The sequence below is a fragment of the Pseudoduganella umbonata genome (genome assembly GCF_014192225.1).
Classification (GTDB): Bacteria; Pseudomonadota; Gammaproteobacteria; order Burkholderiales; family Burkholderiaceae_D; genus Rugamonas; species Rugamonas umbonata.
On the sequence record NZ_JACHXS010000001.1, the window covers coordinates 1124657 to 1141831 of the forward strand.

At 70.3% G+C, this 17175-nt stretch carries 11 protein-coding genes; 8 read left to right on the top strand and 3 right to left on the bottom strand.

All coding sequences use genetic code 11. The features are described from left to right. Window positions 1-45: 45 nt before the first annotated feature. Window positions 46-1251 (bottom strand): glycosyltransferase, encoded by a 1206-nt coding sequence (locus tag FHS02_RS04645; RefSeq protein ID WP_137313015.1) that lies wholly within the window; start codon window positions 1249-1251, stop codon window positions 46-48. A gap of 347 nt (window positions 1252-1598) precedes the next feature. Here FHS02_RS04645 and FHS02_RS04650 point away from each other — a divergent pair, with 347 nt between their 5' ends. From FHS02_RS04650 to cphA, 5 genes are all read left to right on the top strand, one after another. Further along, entirely contained in the window at window positions 1599-3035 is a 1437-nt protein-coding gene (locus FHS02_RS04650) for an iron-containing redox enzyme family protein (protein ID WP_137313016.1), read from the top strand. Between the two features lie 223 nt (window positions 3036-3258). After that, on the top strand, window positions 3259-4308 hold the full coding sequence (locus FHS02_RS04655; protein ID WP_229422547.1) for a methyltransferase: 1050 nt from the start codon (window positions 3259-3261) through the stop codon (window positions 4306-4308). Between the two features lie 24 nt (window positions 4309-4332). After that, a complete protein-coding gene (locus FHS02_RS04660; RefSeq protein ID WP_137313017.1) occupies window positions 4333-5229 on the top strand; it encodes an isoaspartyl peptidase/L-asparaginase in 897 nt (298 codons plus the stop codon). Then, window positions 5226-6137: a cyanophycinase gene (locus FHS02_RS04665; RefSeq protein WP_137313018.1), complete on the top strand. Its 912-nt coding sequence runs from the start codon at window positions 5226-5228 to the stop codon at window positions 6135-6137. The genes FHS02_RS04660 and FHS02_RS04665 overlap by 4 nt, the downstream gene beginning before the upstream one ends. Continuing rightward, the gene (gene cphA, locus FHS02_RS04670; RefSeq protein WP_137313019.1) at window positions 6134-8779 is read left to right on the top strand and encodes a cyanophycin synthetase; all 2646 of its coding nucleotides are present in this window, start codon (window positions 6134-6136) and stop codon (window positions 8777-8779) included. The genes FHS02_RS04665 and cphA overlap by 4 nt, the downstream gene beginning before the upstream one ends. A gap of 21 nt (window positions 8780-8800) precedes the next feature. On the opposite strand, the gene FHS02_RS04675 is transcribed toward cphA, so the two are convergent. Beyond that, on the bottom strand, window positions 8801-9811 hold the full coding sequence (locus FHS02_RS04675; RefSeq protein WP_137313020.1) for an AraC family transcriptional regulator: 1011 nt from the start codon (window positions 9809-9811) through the stop codon (window positions 8801-8803). Further along, window positions 9808-10704 (bottom strand): GGDEF domain-containing protein, encoded by an 897-nt coding sequence (locus FHS02_RS04680; protein WP_137313021.1) that lies wholly within the window; start codon window positions 10702-10704, stop codon window positions 9808-9810. Before FHS02_RS04680 ends, FHS02_RS04675 begins: the two co-directional genes overlap by 4 nt. 287 nt (window positions 10705-10991) lie before the next feature. Between FHS02_RS04680 and FHS02_RS04685 the strand changes: the two genes are divergently transcribed. From FHS02_RS04685 to FHS02_RS04695, 3 genes are all read left to right on the top strand, one after another. Then, window positions 10992-13493, top strand: coding sequence for a TonB-dependent receptor (locus FHS02_RS04685; RefSeq protein WP_137313022.1), 2502 nt, complete (start codon window positions 10992-10994; stop codon window positions 13491-13493). Beyond that, window positions 13493-15313 (top strand): phytase, encoded by a 1821-nt coding sequence (locus FHS02_RS04690; protein WP_137313023.1) that lies wholly within the window; start codon window positions 13493-13495, stop codon window positions 15311-15313. The genes FHS02_RS04685 and FHS02_RS04690 overlap by 1 nt, the downstream gene beginning before the upstream one ends. A gap of 171 nt (window positions 15314-15484) precedes the next feature. Then, the gene (locus FHS02_RS04695) at window positions 15485-17149 is read left to right on the top strand and encodes an ATP-binding cassette domain-containing protein (RefSeq protein ID WP_137313024.1); all 1665 of its coding nucleotides are present in this window, start codon (window positions 15485-15487) and stop codon (window positions 17147-17149) included. The last annotated feature ends 26 nt before the right edge of the window (window positions 17150-17175 follow it).

Genomic DNA, 17175 nt, shown 5'->3' on the forward strand with positions numbered 1-17175 from the left:
CCGATCATCGTTGACGGCCGCCGGCAGCCATGGCGGGACGGCGCGTTACCGCCGCGCCGCCACCTGCCGCTCGAATGCATCGGCCACCCGTTCCGCCCGCTCCAGCGCGGTCCGGTCGCCGCGCCGGTGCGCGAACGCCGCGGCGGCCGTGCGGAACCGGTTATCGTCGAGCAGCAGCCGCACCACGGCGCGCCAGTCGCCATCGGGCTTGACCCGCGCGCCATTGATGCCGCCGCCCCAGCTTTCCACCCGGCGCGCCATCAGGTACTGCTCCAGCTGCATCGGCAGCATCAGCACCGGCACGCCGGCGAGCGAGGACTGCACGACCGCGGCCTCGCCGCCATGGCACACGCACAGCGCGGCGCCGGCCAGTGCCGCTTCCATGGCCACGGGCTGCGCCGAATACGCGATCGAAGGCGAGCGCAACGGCGCCGCCCGTCCGGCAGCCACCTCGGGCAGGTAGCACAGCACGCGGCAGCCTTCCTCCACGAGCGCCTGCAGCACGGCGGCATGGCCGGCATAGTCATGCTTCAGGTAGGCGAACACGCGCGGGCCGGTGCCGGGCGGCCATGCGGGCGCGGCCCCGCCGGCCGGCATGGTCACCGGGCCCAGCCACTCGCCGCCGCCGGCCGGGCGGCCATAGTGGTCGAATTCCGGCCACGTGCACAGCAGGGGCGCATCGCCCAGCAGCAGGCGCGCCGCGTGCAGTAGTTCCGGGGCGCCATGCATTTCCAGCACCGCGTTGACGACGTTGAGCAGGTGGGCTTCGGCCCGCGCCAGGCGCTGCTGCGCCACGCCCTCCCAGTCGCGCAGGCAGGGCAATGCGACGTCCGCGGGCGGGCTGTAGAAACCGACCCCGACGGACGCCGTCGGCACCTTGAGCGTGCGCGCGGCCAGCAGCGCGGTGGGCGCGTAATCGGCCACCACGAGGTCCGGCTCGAGCAAGGTGAACAAGGTACGCCAGCCCTCCGCCAGCCCGGCCAGGCCGGGCACTTCCAGGTAGCCGGCGGCGAGCAGGATTTCGGCCAGGCTCGCATGATTGGGCGGCATGCCTTCGGTGCGGTGCAGCCACACGGGGGCCTGGAAGCGCGGCACGGGCAGGTCGGCCATCACGCGCTGGGTATAGCCGAGATCTCGCAGCGACAGGCTGACGCGATGGCCGCGCGCCAGCAGCACGCGCGCCAGCGTCTTCAGCCGGGCCGCATGTCCCAGCCCGCCACCGATTTCCCAGGCAAGGTGTATGTGTGCCATGTTCTACCGTGCGTTCCAGTGTCCAAGGGGTCCTTTGGGCCGATGCCAGGGCCGCCGGTCGGCGGTGCGGTGGGTCGCCAATAAGTGGCGCAACCATTATACGAGAGCCGTGGGTGAGTGGAAATCTCATTCCTGTAATCCGTCTCTTACACGGGCACGGGATGCCAGCCGCTACTCAGCGCCGGGGCGGCACAGCATACTCGTTATACAGATGACAACGCTATTAATGGTAATCAACGCCCGCAATCACTGCACGCAATCAACGCACGCAATCAACGAATAGCCACGGAAGCCGCTCCAGGGTCACGCCACACGAGCCCCCTTCCCGCCCGCATAAAGAGACAAGAATGCCAGATACCGCCCTCGCTCAACGTCCCGCCTCCGGCACCGACCTCGGTGATGCCAAGGCCGTCTACCATGCCCTGTACGAAGGTGCCGATCCCGCCGTGGCCGCCAGCTACCTGGAAGACCGCCTCGCCGAGGCGGCCACGCTGCCTTGCGACCTGCCGGCCACCCTCGACGAGATGGGGCAATGGATCGCGCGCCACACCGATGCCGTCGGCACCGAGTATCGCGCCTACCTGGCGGCCCGCAAGAGCGGCGCGCCGCGCCGGTATTTCAAGACCCGCTCGCAGGCGCTGTACTTCCTGAAAGCCGTGGCGCCCACCAAGCTGGTCGATGGCGCATGGCTGTATGGCGTGCTCGACCGTTGGCAAGATCCCGACTACCAGGCCCTGATCCGCATCTACCTGGAAGAACTGGGCAACGGCGTGCCGGACAAGAATCACGTCACCATCTATCGCAAGCTGCTCGAACAGCATGGCTGCGAACACTGGCAGGGCTTGCCGGAGCCGCATTTCGTGCAGGGCGCGATCCAGCTGGCGCTGGCAGCGTCGGCGGATGATTTCCTGCCGGAACTCGTCGGCTACAACCTGGGCTACGAGCAGTTGCCGCTGCACCTGCTGATCACGTCGTACGAATTGAACGAACTGGGCATCGATCCCTATTACTTCACGCTGCACGTCACCGTCGACAACGCCGATACCGGCCACGCCCACACGGCGCTGGAAGGATTGAAGCGCGTGCTGCCGCGCGTGGGCGACAGCGCCGCGTTCCTGCGCCGCGTGGCGGACGGCTTCCGCCTGAACGACCTGGGCATCGGCACCGTCGAGGCGATCGCCTCGTTCGACCTGGAACGCGAAACCGTCGCCATGCTGGCGGCCAAGGCCGCCGTCGGCAAGAACATGCACTCGGATTACTGCCGCGTTGCCGGCCGCACCATCAACGACTGGCTGGCCGACCCCGCGCAGATCCCGCAATTCCTCGAAAAGCTCGAGCAGCAGGGCTGGATCCGCCGCGGCGAGCCGGCCGAGAACAGCCGCTTCTGGAAACTGATCCACGGCGAACGGGCCGAGATGTTCGGCGTGTTCAGCGCCTACGAACAGCAGTTGCTGGAAGACTGGATCGTCACGCCGCGCGGCGGCGGCGAGCCGCAGATCGCCCGCGTGCCGAGCCATCGGGCGCTGCGCCGCAGCCTCGATACGCTGGAATCCCCGCCTTCCCGCAACAACGCACCGCGCGGCGTGATCCGCCACACCTTCCCGGCCGACGAGCATGCATGGCAGACCATCGGCTGCGAACTGCGCCTGCTGGAAGCCCAGCTGGCCGCCACGGCGAGCAAGGACGAAGCGATGGCGCTGCTGATCGGCCTGATGGCGCCGAACCAGCACCACACGTCCGCCGGCCTGATGGCGACACGCGTGTTCACCCGGCTGGCGCAATGACCCGGCGACAGCGCCGCCAGCCGCCGCGACAGCCCGGCATGACGCCGGCAGCACATCCATCACCAGCACTTCGATGAGTACCGCATCGATCAGCACAGCATCAATCAGCACAGCATCAATCAGCACAGCATCAATCAGCGCCGCATCAGTCAATACCGCATCAATCAACAACATAACCAGAAACAGCGCCGGAAACAGCGCTACAACCAGCCGAGGGGATCCGATGATGAATGTGCTTGCCAGCGGGGGCTTTCCCGATTCCGGGACCGCCGCCGCGGTTTCCGACGACACGGGCGACCATGCAACCGCTGCCCCGCGCGCCCAGGCGCTGCCGGATCCGGCCGCGCTGGAAGAGCTGGGCCGGGCGCTGCGCGCCGCCGGCTACCGCTTCACCACGGTCACGCCGGCCACGCACAGCCGCGTGAAGAACCGCAGCGACCACGTGTGGGCGCGCAACGTCGCCGACATCTTCGGCTGGAGCCGGCCATTCCGCGCCGATGCACTGCCCGCCGACCTGCTGGCGCTGATGGTCCGCGCCGGCATCGCGCAGCCGCACCGCGACGGCTGGCGTTCCACGCTCCGGGCCTCCACGCTCGATGGCGAACTGTACTTCCACTCCGCGTACCCGACCAGCGAGGCCGATGCCGTATTCTTCGGCCCGGACACCTACCGCTTCGGCCGCGCGCTGCGCAGCGAGCTGGCCGTGATCGCCGCGGCCGGCCGCCCCGTGCGCCGTGCCGCCGATGTGGGTGCGGGTGCCGGGCCGGGCGCATTGACGATCGCCCGCCACTGCCCCGATGCGGAAGTGCTGGCACTGGACATCAACGACCGGGCGATGCACCTGTGCCGGGTGAACGCGCAACTGGCCGGGCTGGCCAACGTCGCTACCCGTCACAGCAACCTGCTGTCGGACGTGCCGGGCGAGTTCGACCTGATCGTGTCGAACCCGCCCTACCTGCTCGACAAATCCGAGCGCGCCTACCGTCACGGCGGCGGCGAGCTCGGTGCCGGGCTGTCGCTGGCGCTGACGAAGCAGGCGCTGACCCGGCTGGCGCCGGGTGGCAGCCTGCTGCTGTATACGGGCGTCGTGATGATCAACAACGACGACCCGTTCCTGCGCCGCATCGAACCGTTGCTGGCCCAGGCCGCCATGGACTGGCATTACGAGGAAATCGATCCCGACGTGTTCGGCGAAGAACTCGATACCCCCGCCTACGCCGAGGCGGACCGCATCGCGGCCGTCTGGCTGAAGGCGTCCCGCCCCCTGCACTGAACCCCCTATTTTTCCGGAAATTTCATGACCCGACAACTGCAAGCGACCGTCGTCACACACGGCGGCGCAGGCGGCAGCCGCGACCAGGACGACGGCTGCCGGTTTGCCGCCAATACAGGCCTTGACCGTCTTGCCGGCGGTGGCAGCGCACTCGATGCCGCCGTATCCGCCGTGGTGGCGCTGGAAGACGATGGCCGCTACAACGCCGGCAGCGGTTCCGTGCTGTGCCTCGACGGCCGCACCATCGAGATGGACGCGGCCGTGATGGATTCGCAGGGCGCGCTGGGCGCCGTCGCCTGCATCCAGCGCGTGAAGAATCCCGTGCTGGTGGCGCAGGCCATTACGCGCACGCCGCACTGGCTGCTGGCCGGCGAAGGCGCCGAACGCTTCGCCCGCACCGCCGGTTTCGCGATCCACCACGCGATCAGCGAACGGCAGCGCGCCAAACACGCCCGCCTGATGGCCACGCTGGGCGGCAGCGAGCCGGCCACGCCGGGCGTCGCCAATCGCGCCTTCAAGGATTACTGGAACTACGATACGCCGCCGGCCTTCACGCCGTGCGACACGGTCGGCGCGGTGGTGCGCGACGCCGCCGGCAACTTCGCCGTGGCCGGCTCCACCGGCGGTTCGGCACCGTCGCTGCTGGGCCGGGTCGGCGATACGCCGATCATCGGCAGCGGTTTCTATGCCGGCGCCGAAGGCGCCGTGGCCGTTACCGGCATCGGCGAGCACATCGTGCGCCACCTGCTGGCCCATACGGTCTATGCGTGGATCGCCGGTGGCATGGGCGTCGACGAGGCCGTGCGGCGCGGTGTCGACCTGCTGCCGCAGGAGATCGACGTCGGCGTCATCGCCGTCGGCCGGGAAGACGCGGCAATGCACAGCAACCGGGAGATGCCCTGCGCGGAGGCACGTGCATGAGCGGGCCGACTGAACATTTCGATCGCAGCCAGCATGGCCACCTGGTCATCGTCGGCGGCCACGAAGACCGTGAGAACAGCAAGCAGATCCTGTCCCGCTTCGTCCAGCTGTGCGGCGGCGCGCAGGCCACGATCGCCGTCATCACGGCCGCCAGCCGCGTGCCCGACGTGATGTGGGAACGTTACGACACGGTCTTCCGCGATATCGGCGTGCGCGAAGTGGTCCGCGTCGACCTGCCGGACCGTGCCACCGCCAACGACGCCGACCTCGCCGCCCGGGTACGGGCCTGCGACGGCATCTGGATGACGGGCGGCGACCAGAAGCGCCTGCTGGCGATGATCGGCGGCACGCTGCTGGACGAGGCGATGCACCGCGCGCTGAAGGAATCCGGCGCCTGCATCGGCGGCACCAGCGCCGGCGCGTCGGCGATGTGCGGCCACATGCTGGCCGACGGCAAGGCCGACCTGCTGCCGGAAAAGGGCTCCGTCAGCCTGGGCGCAGGCCTCGGCTTCGTGCAGCGCGTGGTGATCGACCAGCACTTCAGCGAGCGGCACCGCCTGGCCCGGCTGCTGACCGTGGTCGCGCAGAATCCCTACCTGCTGGGCATCGGCATCGACGAGGACACGGCGCTGGTCGTCGAGCGCGGCGTCGGCATCGAAGTGATCGGCGCCGGCAGCGTGACCGTCGTCGACGGCCGCACGATGATCTCGAACGTGGCCGACATCCCTGCGGGCGGCACGCCGCAGCTGATCGACGTGCGCCTGCACCTGCTGCCGACCGGCAGCAGTTTCGCGCTGCCCGAGGAAATCCACCATCCGCACCAGCTGCCGCCGGACGCCACGCGCGACACGCCGGCAGCCCTGACCGACTTCGTTCGCAACGTCACCAAGAGGAATCCCCTGTCATGAACATCCTGGACCAGCGCGTGCTGCGCGGCCCCAACCTCTACGCGACACGGCCGTGCCTGCTGACGATACTGGACCTTGCCGAGCTCCACGAAGTCGCCTCGAGCGATATCCCCGGCTTTACCGATGCGCTGCTGGCACTGATGCCCAGCCTGATGGCGCACCGCTGCTCGCCCGGCCACTACGGCGGTTTCGTCGAGCGCCTGCGCGACGGTACCTACATGGGCCACATCATCGAACATGTCACGCTCGAGCTGCAATGCCTGGCCGGCACCCCGGTCGGCTTCGGCCGCACGCGCCGCGTGCGCGGCCAGCCCGGCGTGTTCCGCGTGGTGTGCGCCTACAAGGTCGAGGCGGTGGCCGAACAGGCATTCGACCTGGCCATGGCGCTGGTGGGGGCACTTGCCCGGGGCGAGCGTTTCGACCTGGACGAACCGCTGGCCGCGTTGCGCGGCACGGCCGAGCGTCATGCGATCGGTACCAGCACGGCGGCGATCCTGAAGGCAGCGCGCCGGCGCCGTATTCCCTATTTCCGCATCACCGAGACAGGCAACCTGTTCCAGCTGGGCTGGGGCAGCCGGCAGAAGCGGCTGCAGGCCACGATGACGGGCGATGCCGGCAACATCGCCTGCCGCATCGCCAGCGACAAGGCGTTGACGAAGGCGCTGCTGAAGGAAGCCGGCGTGCCTGTACCGGGCGGCGCCGTGGTGGCAACCGTGGACGAAGCGCTGCGCGCCGCGCGCAAGCTGCGCGGCACCGTCACCGTGAAACCGCTCGATGCCAACCAGGGCAAGGGCGTCAGCACGCAGTGCAGGACGCCGGAGGAAGTGGCAACGGCCTTCGAAGCAGCCCGCAAGTTCTCGCGCAGCGTGATCGTCGAGCGTTTCATCGAAGGACAGGACTACCGCGTGCTGGTCGCCGGCGATGTCGTCGCGGCCGCTTCGCTGCGGCGCCCTCCCACGGTGGTCGGCGACGGCCGCCGGACGATCCGCGAACTGGTTGCCATCGAAAACGCCAACCCGGCGCGGGGCAAGGGGCATGCCAATATCCTGACGCAGATTCCCCTGGACGATCATGCACTGCAGGCCTTGCAGAAGCACGGCTACGGCTTCGACAGCGTGCCGCCGGTGGGCGTGCCCGTCACGCTGCGCGGCAATGCGAACCTGTCCACCGGCGGCACCGCCGAGGACGTGACGGACAGGGTGCCGGACGAGACCCGTGCTGCCTGCGTGCGCGCGGCGCAGAAGATCGGACTGGACGTGGCCGGCATCGACCTGGTCTGCCGCGACATCGCCCAGCCGCTGGCGGCGCAGGGTGGCGCGATCATCGAAGTGAACGCGGCGCCGGGCATCCGGATGCACCAGTACCCGGCCGCCGGCACGCCGCGCGACGCGGGCGATGCGATCGTCGCAGCGATGTATGGCGGCGACAACGGCCGCATTCCCGTCATCGCCGTGACCGGCACCAACGGTAAAACCACCACCACCCTGATGGCGGCCCATTGCGTGCGCATGGCTGGCCTGCGCACCGGCGTGACGACTACCGAGGGCGTGTACATCGATGGCCGGCGCATCGTCAGCGGCGACTGCAGCGGCTACTGGTCGGCGCGCACCGTGCTGACCGATCCGACCGTCGACTTCGCCGTGCTGGAAACGGCGCGCGGCGGCATCCTGAAGCGCGGCCTGGCGTTCGACCGGTGCGACGTGGCCGTGGTGCTCAATGTCAGCGCCGACCACCTGGGCCTCGAAGGGGTCAATACGATCGAAGAACTGGCGCGCGTAAAAGGCGTGGTGGCCAGCGCCTCTTCGCGCTGCGTGGTCCTCAACGCCGAGGACCGCCACTGCGTGCGCATGGCTGCCCGGCTGAGGGAGCGGCTCGAAGTGCTGTTCTTCGCGCTCGATCCGGACAACCCGGTGCTGCTGAAGCACCTGCACGGCGGCGGCCGCGGCGCCTATCTGCAGGATGGCGACCTGGTCATCGCCGACGGCGTGCGCCACCAGGTGCTGCTGCCGGCGGCCGCCATGCCGTCCACCCTCGGCGGTCACGCCCGCTACAACATCGCCAACGGCCTGGCCGCCGCCGCCGCGCTGCTGGCTTCGGGCTTCACGCTGGAGCGCATCGCGGCCGGGCTGGCCAGCTTCGTCTCGGATGGCCGCAACAATCCCTTGCGCAGCAACGTCTTCGACGTGCGCGGCGTGACCGTGGTGGTCGACTACGCACACAATCCGGCCGCCTATGCGGCGCTGTCCGGCATGGCGCGCGGCCTGTCGAAAGGCCGCACGGTCGGCGTGGTTACCGCGCCGGGCGACCGCCGCGACCAGGACCTGGAAGCGGTCGGCGACACCTGTGCGCGGGGCTTCGATGCGCTCGTGGTCTACGAATCGAACACCCGCGGGCGCGACGCCGGCGAATGCGCCCGGCTGATGCTGGCCGGTGCCGCCGCCAGCGGCAAGGCGCCGGAGCTGGTGCAGAGCCGGCTGAATGGCCACGAAGCGCTGCGGCACGGGCTGTCGCTGTGCCAGCCGGGCGACGTGATGGTGTTTGCCTGCGGTTCCTCGCTGAACGAGGTGGTCGAGGCCCTCCGGGAAAGCGATCCGGCCAGCGCCCGGCAGATCGCGGAACAGGCGGCGCTGGCGATGGCTTGAGTTCGCGGCTCAAGAACAGGGTCACGCCGACAGGCCCATCCTCAGCAACCACGGCGTCACGCCGGTCCAGCGCTTGAACGAGCGGCGGAAGTTCGCCGCGTCGTGAAAGCCCAGGTAGCGCGCCACTTCCTCGTTGTCGGCGCGCTGCGCATGAAACATCCACAGCGCTACATGCGTGCGCACCTGGTCCAGTTCGGCCTGGAAATGCGTGCCATGACGCGCCAGCTGGCGCTTCAGCGTGGCCGGGCTGACGCCGAAGTCGGCGGCAGCCCGGTCCAGCGAAGGCGCGGTGCGCACCCGCTCCAGCAGGTAGTCGTACAGCGCCGCCAGCAGCCCGGGCGGCCGCTCCGCTTCGCCCCCTGCGGCGCGCAGCGCGAGCGCGGCGGCCAGCGCGCTGCCGCGCGGCCACGGGCGGTCCAGCCACGCACCGTCGATCAGCATCGCATCGAACTGGCAGTCGAAGCGCAGCGCGCTGCCCAGGTGCACGTGGTGCTGTTCCACGTGCCGGGGCGCGGCGCGGTTGAAGCAGAAGCGCCACGGCAGCCGCTCGCCGCCCAGCCACCGGCACAGCGCCACCACGGCCGTCATGTGCATCTCCACCAGTGCCGGCCGCAGGCCCGGCGCGCCGTGGCTGTCGATCCAGTACAGCGCCGCCATGCCGTCCCACGTCTCGAACCGGGGCCGCAGCAGCGGCGTCAGGCGCGCGTGCCAGCGGCACAGGATCGCCAGCGCCTCGCGCAGCGTGGGAGCCTGCACCAGCGCATTGCTGGGCGCGCCGTCATGGCCCGGCAGCAGCTGCTGGCCCAGCATGAAGCTGGTGTCCGGGCTGTCCAGCATGCGCAGCGCGTTCGCCAGCAGTTGCAGATACTGGGCAGCAGCGACCAGCGCGCCGGGCCCGGGCGCCGGCGCCATGCCCGTGCCGCGCAGCAGCGCCGCTTCATCGACGTCGCGCGTAGCGGCATAGGCCAGTACCAGGGCCGGCTGCTGGTGCGCCGGAATCGACGGATCGGATGCGCCGCGCCACGCGATCACGCGTCCACCTGGCGGCACAGGTCGGCCAGTACCATGTCCGGGCTGCGGCCGGCCACGCCGCCGGCCTGCGTGCAGCTGTGGCGCAGCGTCAGCGGTACCGACCTGCCGGCGCCGCCGACGTCGCTCGCGGCGTTGCTGCCGACGCTACTCGTATAGTGCCGCATCATCGCCACCATCGCGCACAGGTGGCGCGCCGCGTCGCGCGCCGCGGCGTCGCCCAGGCCCGGCATCAGCACCGCGAAGCGGTCGCCCGCATAGCGGCACAGCAGGTCGTCGTTGCGCAGGTTCAGCAGCAGCATGTGGCTGACGGCCTGCAGCACGCGGTCGCCCTCGGCCTGGCCATGCTCGCGGTTGATGCGGTGGAAGCCGTCGATATCGAGCAGCACCAGCGCACAGGCGCCGCGCTGCCGTTCCAGCTGCGCCCGCAGGTAGCGGGCGTCGGCCAATTGCGTCACGCAATCGAACGCACGGTGGTCGCGGAACAGGCGTTCGCGTTTTTTCAGGTGTTCGGTCAGGCTGGCCTGTTCCTGGCGCCAGTACACCATGCCGGCGGTGAGCACGACCATGCCCAGCGGGACCAGCGCTTCCAGTGCGTGGTCCCACAGCGCCGCCTTGTCGACGGCGAAGATCTCGTCCATGCAGTCGGCCCAGGACCCCAGCATGATGGCCGCGAAGCCGGCAGCGAGCAGGCGCGTCACGTGGCCGTCCGGCCTGGCGCCCAGCACGATCAGGCACCACGCCGCGGCCACCAGCGCCGTGCCGCCCTCGCTGGCGATATCGAACCACTTCCATGCGGCGGATGCTTTGGCGTTGCCGCCGCCGGCATACACCAGCGTGACGAAGGTGCCGGCCAGGCCGGCGGCGATGAGTGTGTGGCGTTGGATCGTGTTCATGGCCGGCCAGCCTAGCCATCCGTTGTGACGGCTTGATGACAACGCGATGAAGCCGGACGGATGACGTTGCGGCGCCGCCCGGGGTGCGATCGGCTCACCATCGGCGGCGATTTTGCCGCAGCGGCGCGCGGGCGCCGTGCGGGCCCGCACGGGACGCCGGGTCAATTCAGCTCATTTCAGCGCATTCCAGCCCCCGGAGGGCCGGGTGGGCGCCGGCTGTCACCGATCGGTCACATGGGCTGCCTAGAATCCGCCCCACTTCAACCACTCGAGCAAGCCACCATCCCATGCGACATCTTGCCCTACCCGCCCTCGGCCTGCTGGCCGTCACCGGCGCCCATGCCGCCGGCGACCCGACGGTCGTCATCGCCGGCCAGCGCGTCAGCCTCGCCAACGCCATCGCCGCCCAGGAAAAGGCCGACAACATCGTCAGCGTCGTGTCCAGCGACGGCATCGGCGGCCTGCCCGACAAGAATGCCGCCGAAGCGCTGGCGCGGCTGCCCGGCGTGGCCGTGCAGCGCGACCAGGGCGAGGGCCGCTATGTCACCGTGCGCGGCCTGGGCCCGGAACTGAACGCGGTCACGATCAACGGCGCACTGGTGCCGTCGCCGGAGTCGGGAACCCGCGCCGTGGCCCTCGACGTGCTGCCGGCAGGCCTGATCCGCACGCTCGAAGTGTCGAAAACGCTGACCCCCGACCAGGATGCCAATTCGCTGGGCGGCACCGTCGAGGTGAAGACGCTGTCGGCCTTCGACCTGCCGGGCGCGCTGCTGACGGTCGGTGCCGGCGCCGGCCACGATACCAACACGGGAAAGAACAGCCCGAGCGCCAACCTGCTGTGGGCGCAGCGCTTCGCCGGCGGCAAGCTGGGCGTGGCCGCCGGCCTGTCCGGTGAAAAGCGCAAGTTCGGCTCGGACAACGTGGAAACCGGCGGCGCCTGGCGCGGCGACCGCCTGGAAGGTTTCGAACTGCGCGAATACCTGCCGGTGCGCGAACGCTATGCCGCCGCGCTGAACCTCGACTGGCGGCCCGATACCGCGTCCAGCTACGCGCTGCGCGGCTTCGTCAGCCGCTTCTCGGACGACGAGGTGCGCGACCGGCTGACCGTGAGCAACGTGGAAAACGACGACCTGGCCGAAGGCGAGACCGACGACGCGCGGCTGGAACGCCGCCTGCGCCAGCGCAAGTACACGCAGGAGATCCGCTCGCTGACCGCCAGCGCCGACCGCCGCTTCGACGGCTGGCGCCTGCAGGCCGAGGCCAGCGCCAGCCGCGCCACCGACGATGCGCCCGAGTCGATCAACGATGCGCGTTTCCGCGGCAGTTTCAGCGGCATCGGCTTTACGAATACCGTGGCGCCGCGCCTGGTCGCGCCGGCCGCCGCGTTCGATCCGGCCCGCTACAACCTGAACGCGATCACGCTGCAGCAAAGCTACGCCGAAGACCGCGCAAAAGGGTTGCGCCTGGACCTGACGCGCGAGCTCGACGACGGCCTGGCCATCAAGTTCGGCGCCAAGTCCAGCCGGCGCGACAAGGACAACGACACCAACCAGTGGACTTACGACAGCAGCAGCGCCACCAGCGCGAACTACTGGGGCGCCGGCCCGCGCTCGATGAGCGGTTTTGTCGGCACGCACCAGCTGGACTACGCGTTCGGCCCGATCGGCGCGGCGCTCGACCCGGGCGCCGTCCGCGCGCGGGTCGCCAGCCTGCCGCGCGCCGGGGCGCAACTGGCCGCCGAATCGGCGCTGGACGATTTCGAGATCAATGAAGACATCGACGCCGCCTATGTGCAGGGCACGCTGGCACGCGGCGCCTGGTCGCTGCTGGCCGGCGTGCGCGCCGAGCGCACCCGCTTCAGGGCGCTTGGCCGGCAGATCGCGATCACCGAGGACGACGAAGGCGAGGAAATCCAGACGATCACGCCGCGCCGCGCCGGCCGCTCGTATACCAACTGGCTGCCGACGCTGCAGGCGCGCTACGACATCGACCGTGCCACCAGCGTGCGCGCCGCCTGGAGCAACTCGGTGGTGCGCGCGAACTTCAGCCAGCTGGCTCCCGGCGTCAGCCTGGACAGCGCGACCGAAGCCACCATCGGCAACCCCGACCTGGCGCCGCTGACATCGCACAACCTCGACCTGGGCATCGAACGGGTGCTGGGCAGCGACGGCACGCTGTCCGCCTATGTCTTCCACAAGGACATCAAGAATTTTACCTACGCGACCAACCTGGCCGGCAGCGGCCAATGGACCGGCTACACCACCGCCACGTCGTACGCCAACGGCGACAGCGCCAGGGTGAAGGGTATCGAACTGGCCTGGCAGCAGCCGCTGCGCATGCTGCCCGCGCCATTCAACGGCTTGCTGGTGGGACTGAACGGCGCCATTACGCATTCGCGTGCCGGCATCGACAGCTTCGACGAGGATACGGGCGCCCGCGCCGGCCGCACGATCCGCATGCCGGGCCAGTCGAACCGCATGGCCAACGCGATGATCGGCTACGAACGCGGTCCGCTCAGCACGCGGCTGGCCGTCAACTACAAGTCGCCGTACCTGCTGGAACTGGGCGAGAACGTGCTCGACGCCAGCGGCGACCGCATCGTCGACGCCCAGACGCAGCTCGATTTCTCGCTGGCATGGCAGATCGACCGCCGCTGGCAGCTGTCGTTCGAGGCCAGCAACCTGAATAACGAGAAGTACTATGTGTACCAGGGCGTGAAGTCGCACAACGTCCAGTACGAACAATATGGCCGGACTTACCGGATCGGCCTGAAAGCGAGCCTGTTCTGATGAAGCCTGTCGTCATGATGTCGCTGCTGGCCACCGCGCTGGCAGCCCACGCCCAAGCCGTTCCCGAGACAGTGCCAGCCGGGGTGGCGAAAGCCCGCGACCTGGCGGCGCTGGCCGAGGGCTGGCTGATACTGGACAAGAACGCCGTGCGCCTGGTGGATGCGGCCGGCGCTGAACGGGCCAGCCTGCCGGTACGGGGCCGCCAGCTCGACGTGCGCACCGGCGCGGATGGCGCGGCCCTGGCCATCGTCACCGATGCCAATGCCGAGCGCGTCATCCCCCTGCGCGCGGACAGCCGCGCCGGCACGCTGGCCGCCCTGCCCGCGCTGCCGGAAACCGGCTACGGCATCGAAGCTGCCTGCCTGTACCGCGATGCCCAGCACCTGACCTACACCTTCCTGATCGGCAAGGATGGCCAGGCCGAGCAATGGCTGATGGATGGCGACGCGCCGCGCCGCATACGCCGGCTGGCGCTGCCCCCGCACGTGCAGGCCTGCCGCGTCGACGATGCGACGGGGACGCTTTACGTGGCCGAGGAAGGCATCGGCGTATGGGCTTACCGGGCCGACGCCGAAGGCGCCCCGGCACGGCGCGCCGTCGCCCTGGCGCCGCCCTACGGCAAGCTGGCGGATGGCGCGCAGGCGCTGGCCGTGGTGCCGGGCGGCGTAGCGGCCGCCGACGGCATGGGTACGCTGCATGCATGGCGCCGCACCGCCGATGCCTGGACAGCGGTCGGCGTGGCCGGCAAGGGCGTCGAGAACCTCGCCACCGATGCCGGCGGGCGGCTGCTGGCGCGCGGCGACGGCGGCTGGCGGCGCGTACCCCTGGCGTTGAAGGCAGCGGCGCCCGTCGCGCCGCTGCCCGTGGTGATGCCGCGCGCGCAAACCGAGCCGGTGGCGCGCAACGGCGATGCGGCCGACGATCCGGCCATCTGGCAGCATCCGGCCGACCCGGCCGCATCGCGCGTGCTGGGCACCAACAAGAAGCAGGGCCTGCTCGTGTATGACCTGCAGGGCCGGCAGCGGCAATTGCTGGAGGCGGGCCGGCTGAACAACGTCGACGTGCGCCAGGATGTCGCGTTCGGCGCCGAGCGCTTCGACCTGGCGCTGGCCACCCGGCGCGACGACAACCTGATGGTGCTGTTCACGATCGCCGCGGACGGCACCGTGGCCGAGGCGGCGCGGCTGCCGACGGAACTGGACGAGATCTACGGCGCCTGCGTGTACCGTCCGGCCGGCGGCGGCCTCGACGCCTTCGTCAACGACAAGGACGGCCGCTACCTGCACTACCGGATCGGCCGCGCCGGCGGCCGGTTCACCGCGCAAGTGGTGCGGCGCTTCCGCACCGCCAGCCAGCCGGAAGGCTGCGTGGCCGACGAAGCCAGCGGCCAGCTGTTCGTCGGCGAAGAACGGCGCGGGCTGTGGGTGACCAGCGCCGACGCGGCGCGCGAAGCGAAGCTGACGATGGCGCTGCCGGCCGGCGGCGTACTGAAGGCGGACGTCGAGGGTGTCGGGGTGTACCGTGCCGACGGGCGCAGCTACGTGGTGGTGTCCAGCCAGGGCAACGACAGCTACGTGGTGCTGGACGCCACCGCGCCGTACAAGGTCAGGGGCGCGTTCCGCATCGGCGTGAACGTGGTGGATGGCATCGATGGCGCCTCGGAGACCGATGGACTGGAAGTCACGTCGGCCAACCTGGGCGGCCCGTACGCGCGCGGCATGCTGGTGGTGCAGGATGGCCACAAGCGCATGCCGGACGGCCCGCAGAACTTCAAGCTGGTGGCGTGGGACGACATTGCCCGCGCACTCGGCCTGGATTGACACGCAGCGTCGAACGTCTATACACTTCTTCCCTGCCCGCCGGCCTCCGGCGGGCAGCCCGCATCGACCGATCACCGGAGCACTCCCCCCAAATGACCATCTGAGCCCTCGTACCGTATGCCCCGCGCCGTCGTCACGGCCGGATCGTTCACGCGCTCGACAAGGCTCCTCATGGCTCGCTCCTCCTCCGCCACATCGGCGAACCCTTCCGCGCCCGCATCGGCAGCACCCATCATCGAACTGCATGGCCTCACGCTGCGCCTGGCCGGCGGCCGCACGCTGTTCGACAACCTGACATTCACTTTCGCCGACCGCCGCACCGGCCTGGTCGGCCGCAACGGTGCCGGCAAGAGCATGCTGGCACGCGCGATGGCCGGCCTGCAGGAACCCGACGCCGGCCGCGCCGATGCCCGGGGCACGGTGTACTACCTGCCCCAGCGGATCGACGTCGATACCGGCACGACCGTCGCTGACGTGGCCGGCCTCGGAACGCTGTTCGCCGCGGCGAACCGCCTGGCCGCCGGCCACGGCACGCCGGAGGACCTGGCCCTGCTCGACGGCCGCTGGACCGTGGCGGCCGATTTTGCCGCGGCGCTGGCCGATGCCGGCCTGCCGTCCCTTCACGGCGGTGTGCCGGCCGCCGGGCTGTCCGGCGGCCAGCTGGTCCGCGTGGCACTGGCCGGCGCGTTCCTGTCCGCCGCCGACGTGCTGATCCTGGATGAACCGACCAACCACCTCGACCGCGATGGGCGCAACTGGCTGCGGCGGCGGCTGGACGCCTGGTCCGGCGGCGTCATCGCCATCAGCCACGACCGTGCACTGCTCGACGCGATGACGGCGATCGTCGAACTGGACGAGCACGGCCTGCACGCGTTCGGCGGCAATTTCACCCATTACCAGGCGCAGCGCGACGCGCAGGCCGTGGCCGCCCAGGCGGCGCTGGACCACGCGCGCACGGCGCGGCAGGCCGCGTTGCGGCAATTGCGTACGCAGCATGACGCCCGGCAGCAGCGTAATGCCCGCGCCAGCCGCGCCGCCAGGGATGAAAACCAGGCCGCGATCCTGCTCGGCCGCCGCAAGGCCGGCGCCCAGGCCAGCGCAGGAAACGCGGCGCGGCAGGCCGCGGCCCTGCGCGCCCGGCTCGACGATGCAGTGGGCTCCGCGGCGGCCGGCGCCGATACGGCAGCGCTGCCGGCGCTGCTGCTGGACGACGCCGCGGTACCGGCCGGCCGCACCGTGATCGTGTGCGAGGGCGCCGTCGCGCCGTGGCCGGCCGATGCGCTGCCGCTCGACCTCGTGCTGGCCGGCCCCGTGCGGGTGGCGATCGCCGGACCGAACGGCTGCGGCAAGAGCACGCTGCTGAAGATGCTGGCTGGCGACGTCGCGCCGCGTGCCGGCTTATGCTCGGCTTGCGTGCCGTCCGCCTGGCTCGACCAGCACGCCGAACGCCTGCTGCCGCCGGAGTGGAATATCCTGCAGCGCCTGCGGCAACTGGACTGCCCGCTGGCCGACGCGGTGCTGCGCAGCCGGCTGGCGCTGCTGGGGCTCGATGCGGCGCGGCTTGCCACGCCAGCGGGGGCGTTGTCCGGCGGCGAGCGGATCAAGGCGGCGCTGGCCTGCGCACTGTGGCAGCGCAGCGCCGCCCGGCTGCTGCTGCTCGACGAGCCCGGCAATCACCTCGACCTGCCGGCGCTGCGGGCGCTCGAGGAAGCGCTGGGGGCGTGGCCCGGCGCGTTCGCGATCGTTTCGCATGACGACCGCCTGCTCGCGGCGCTGCGGCTGACGCATGTGCTGCGCTGGCACCCGGCTGGCTGGCGGCTGGAGACATGCCATTGAAAAGTCGATGCACAAAAGCGCTACGG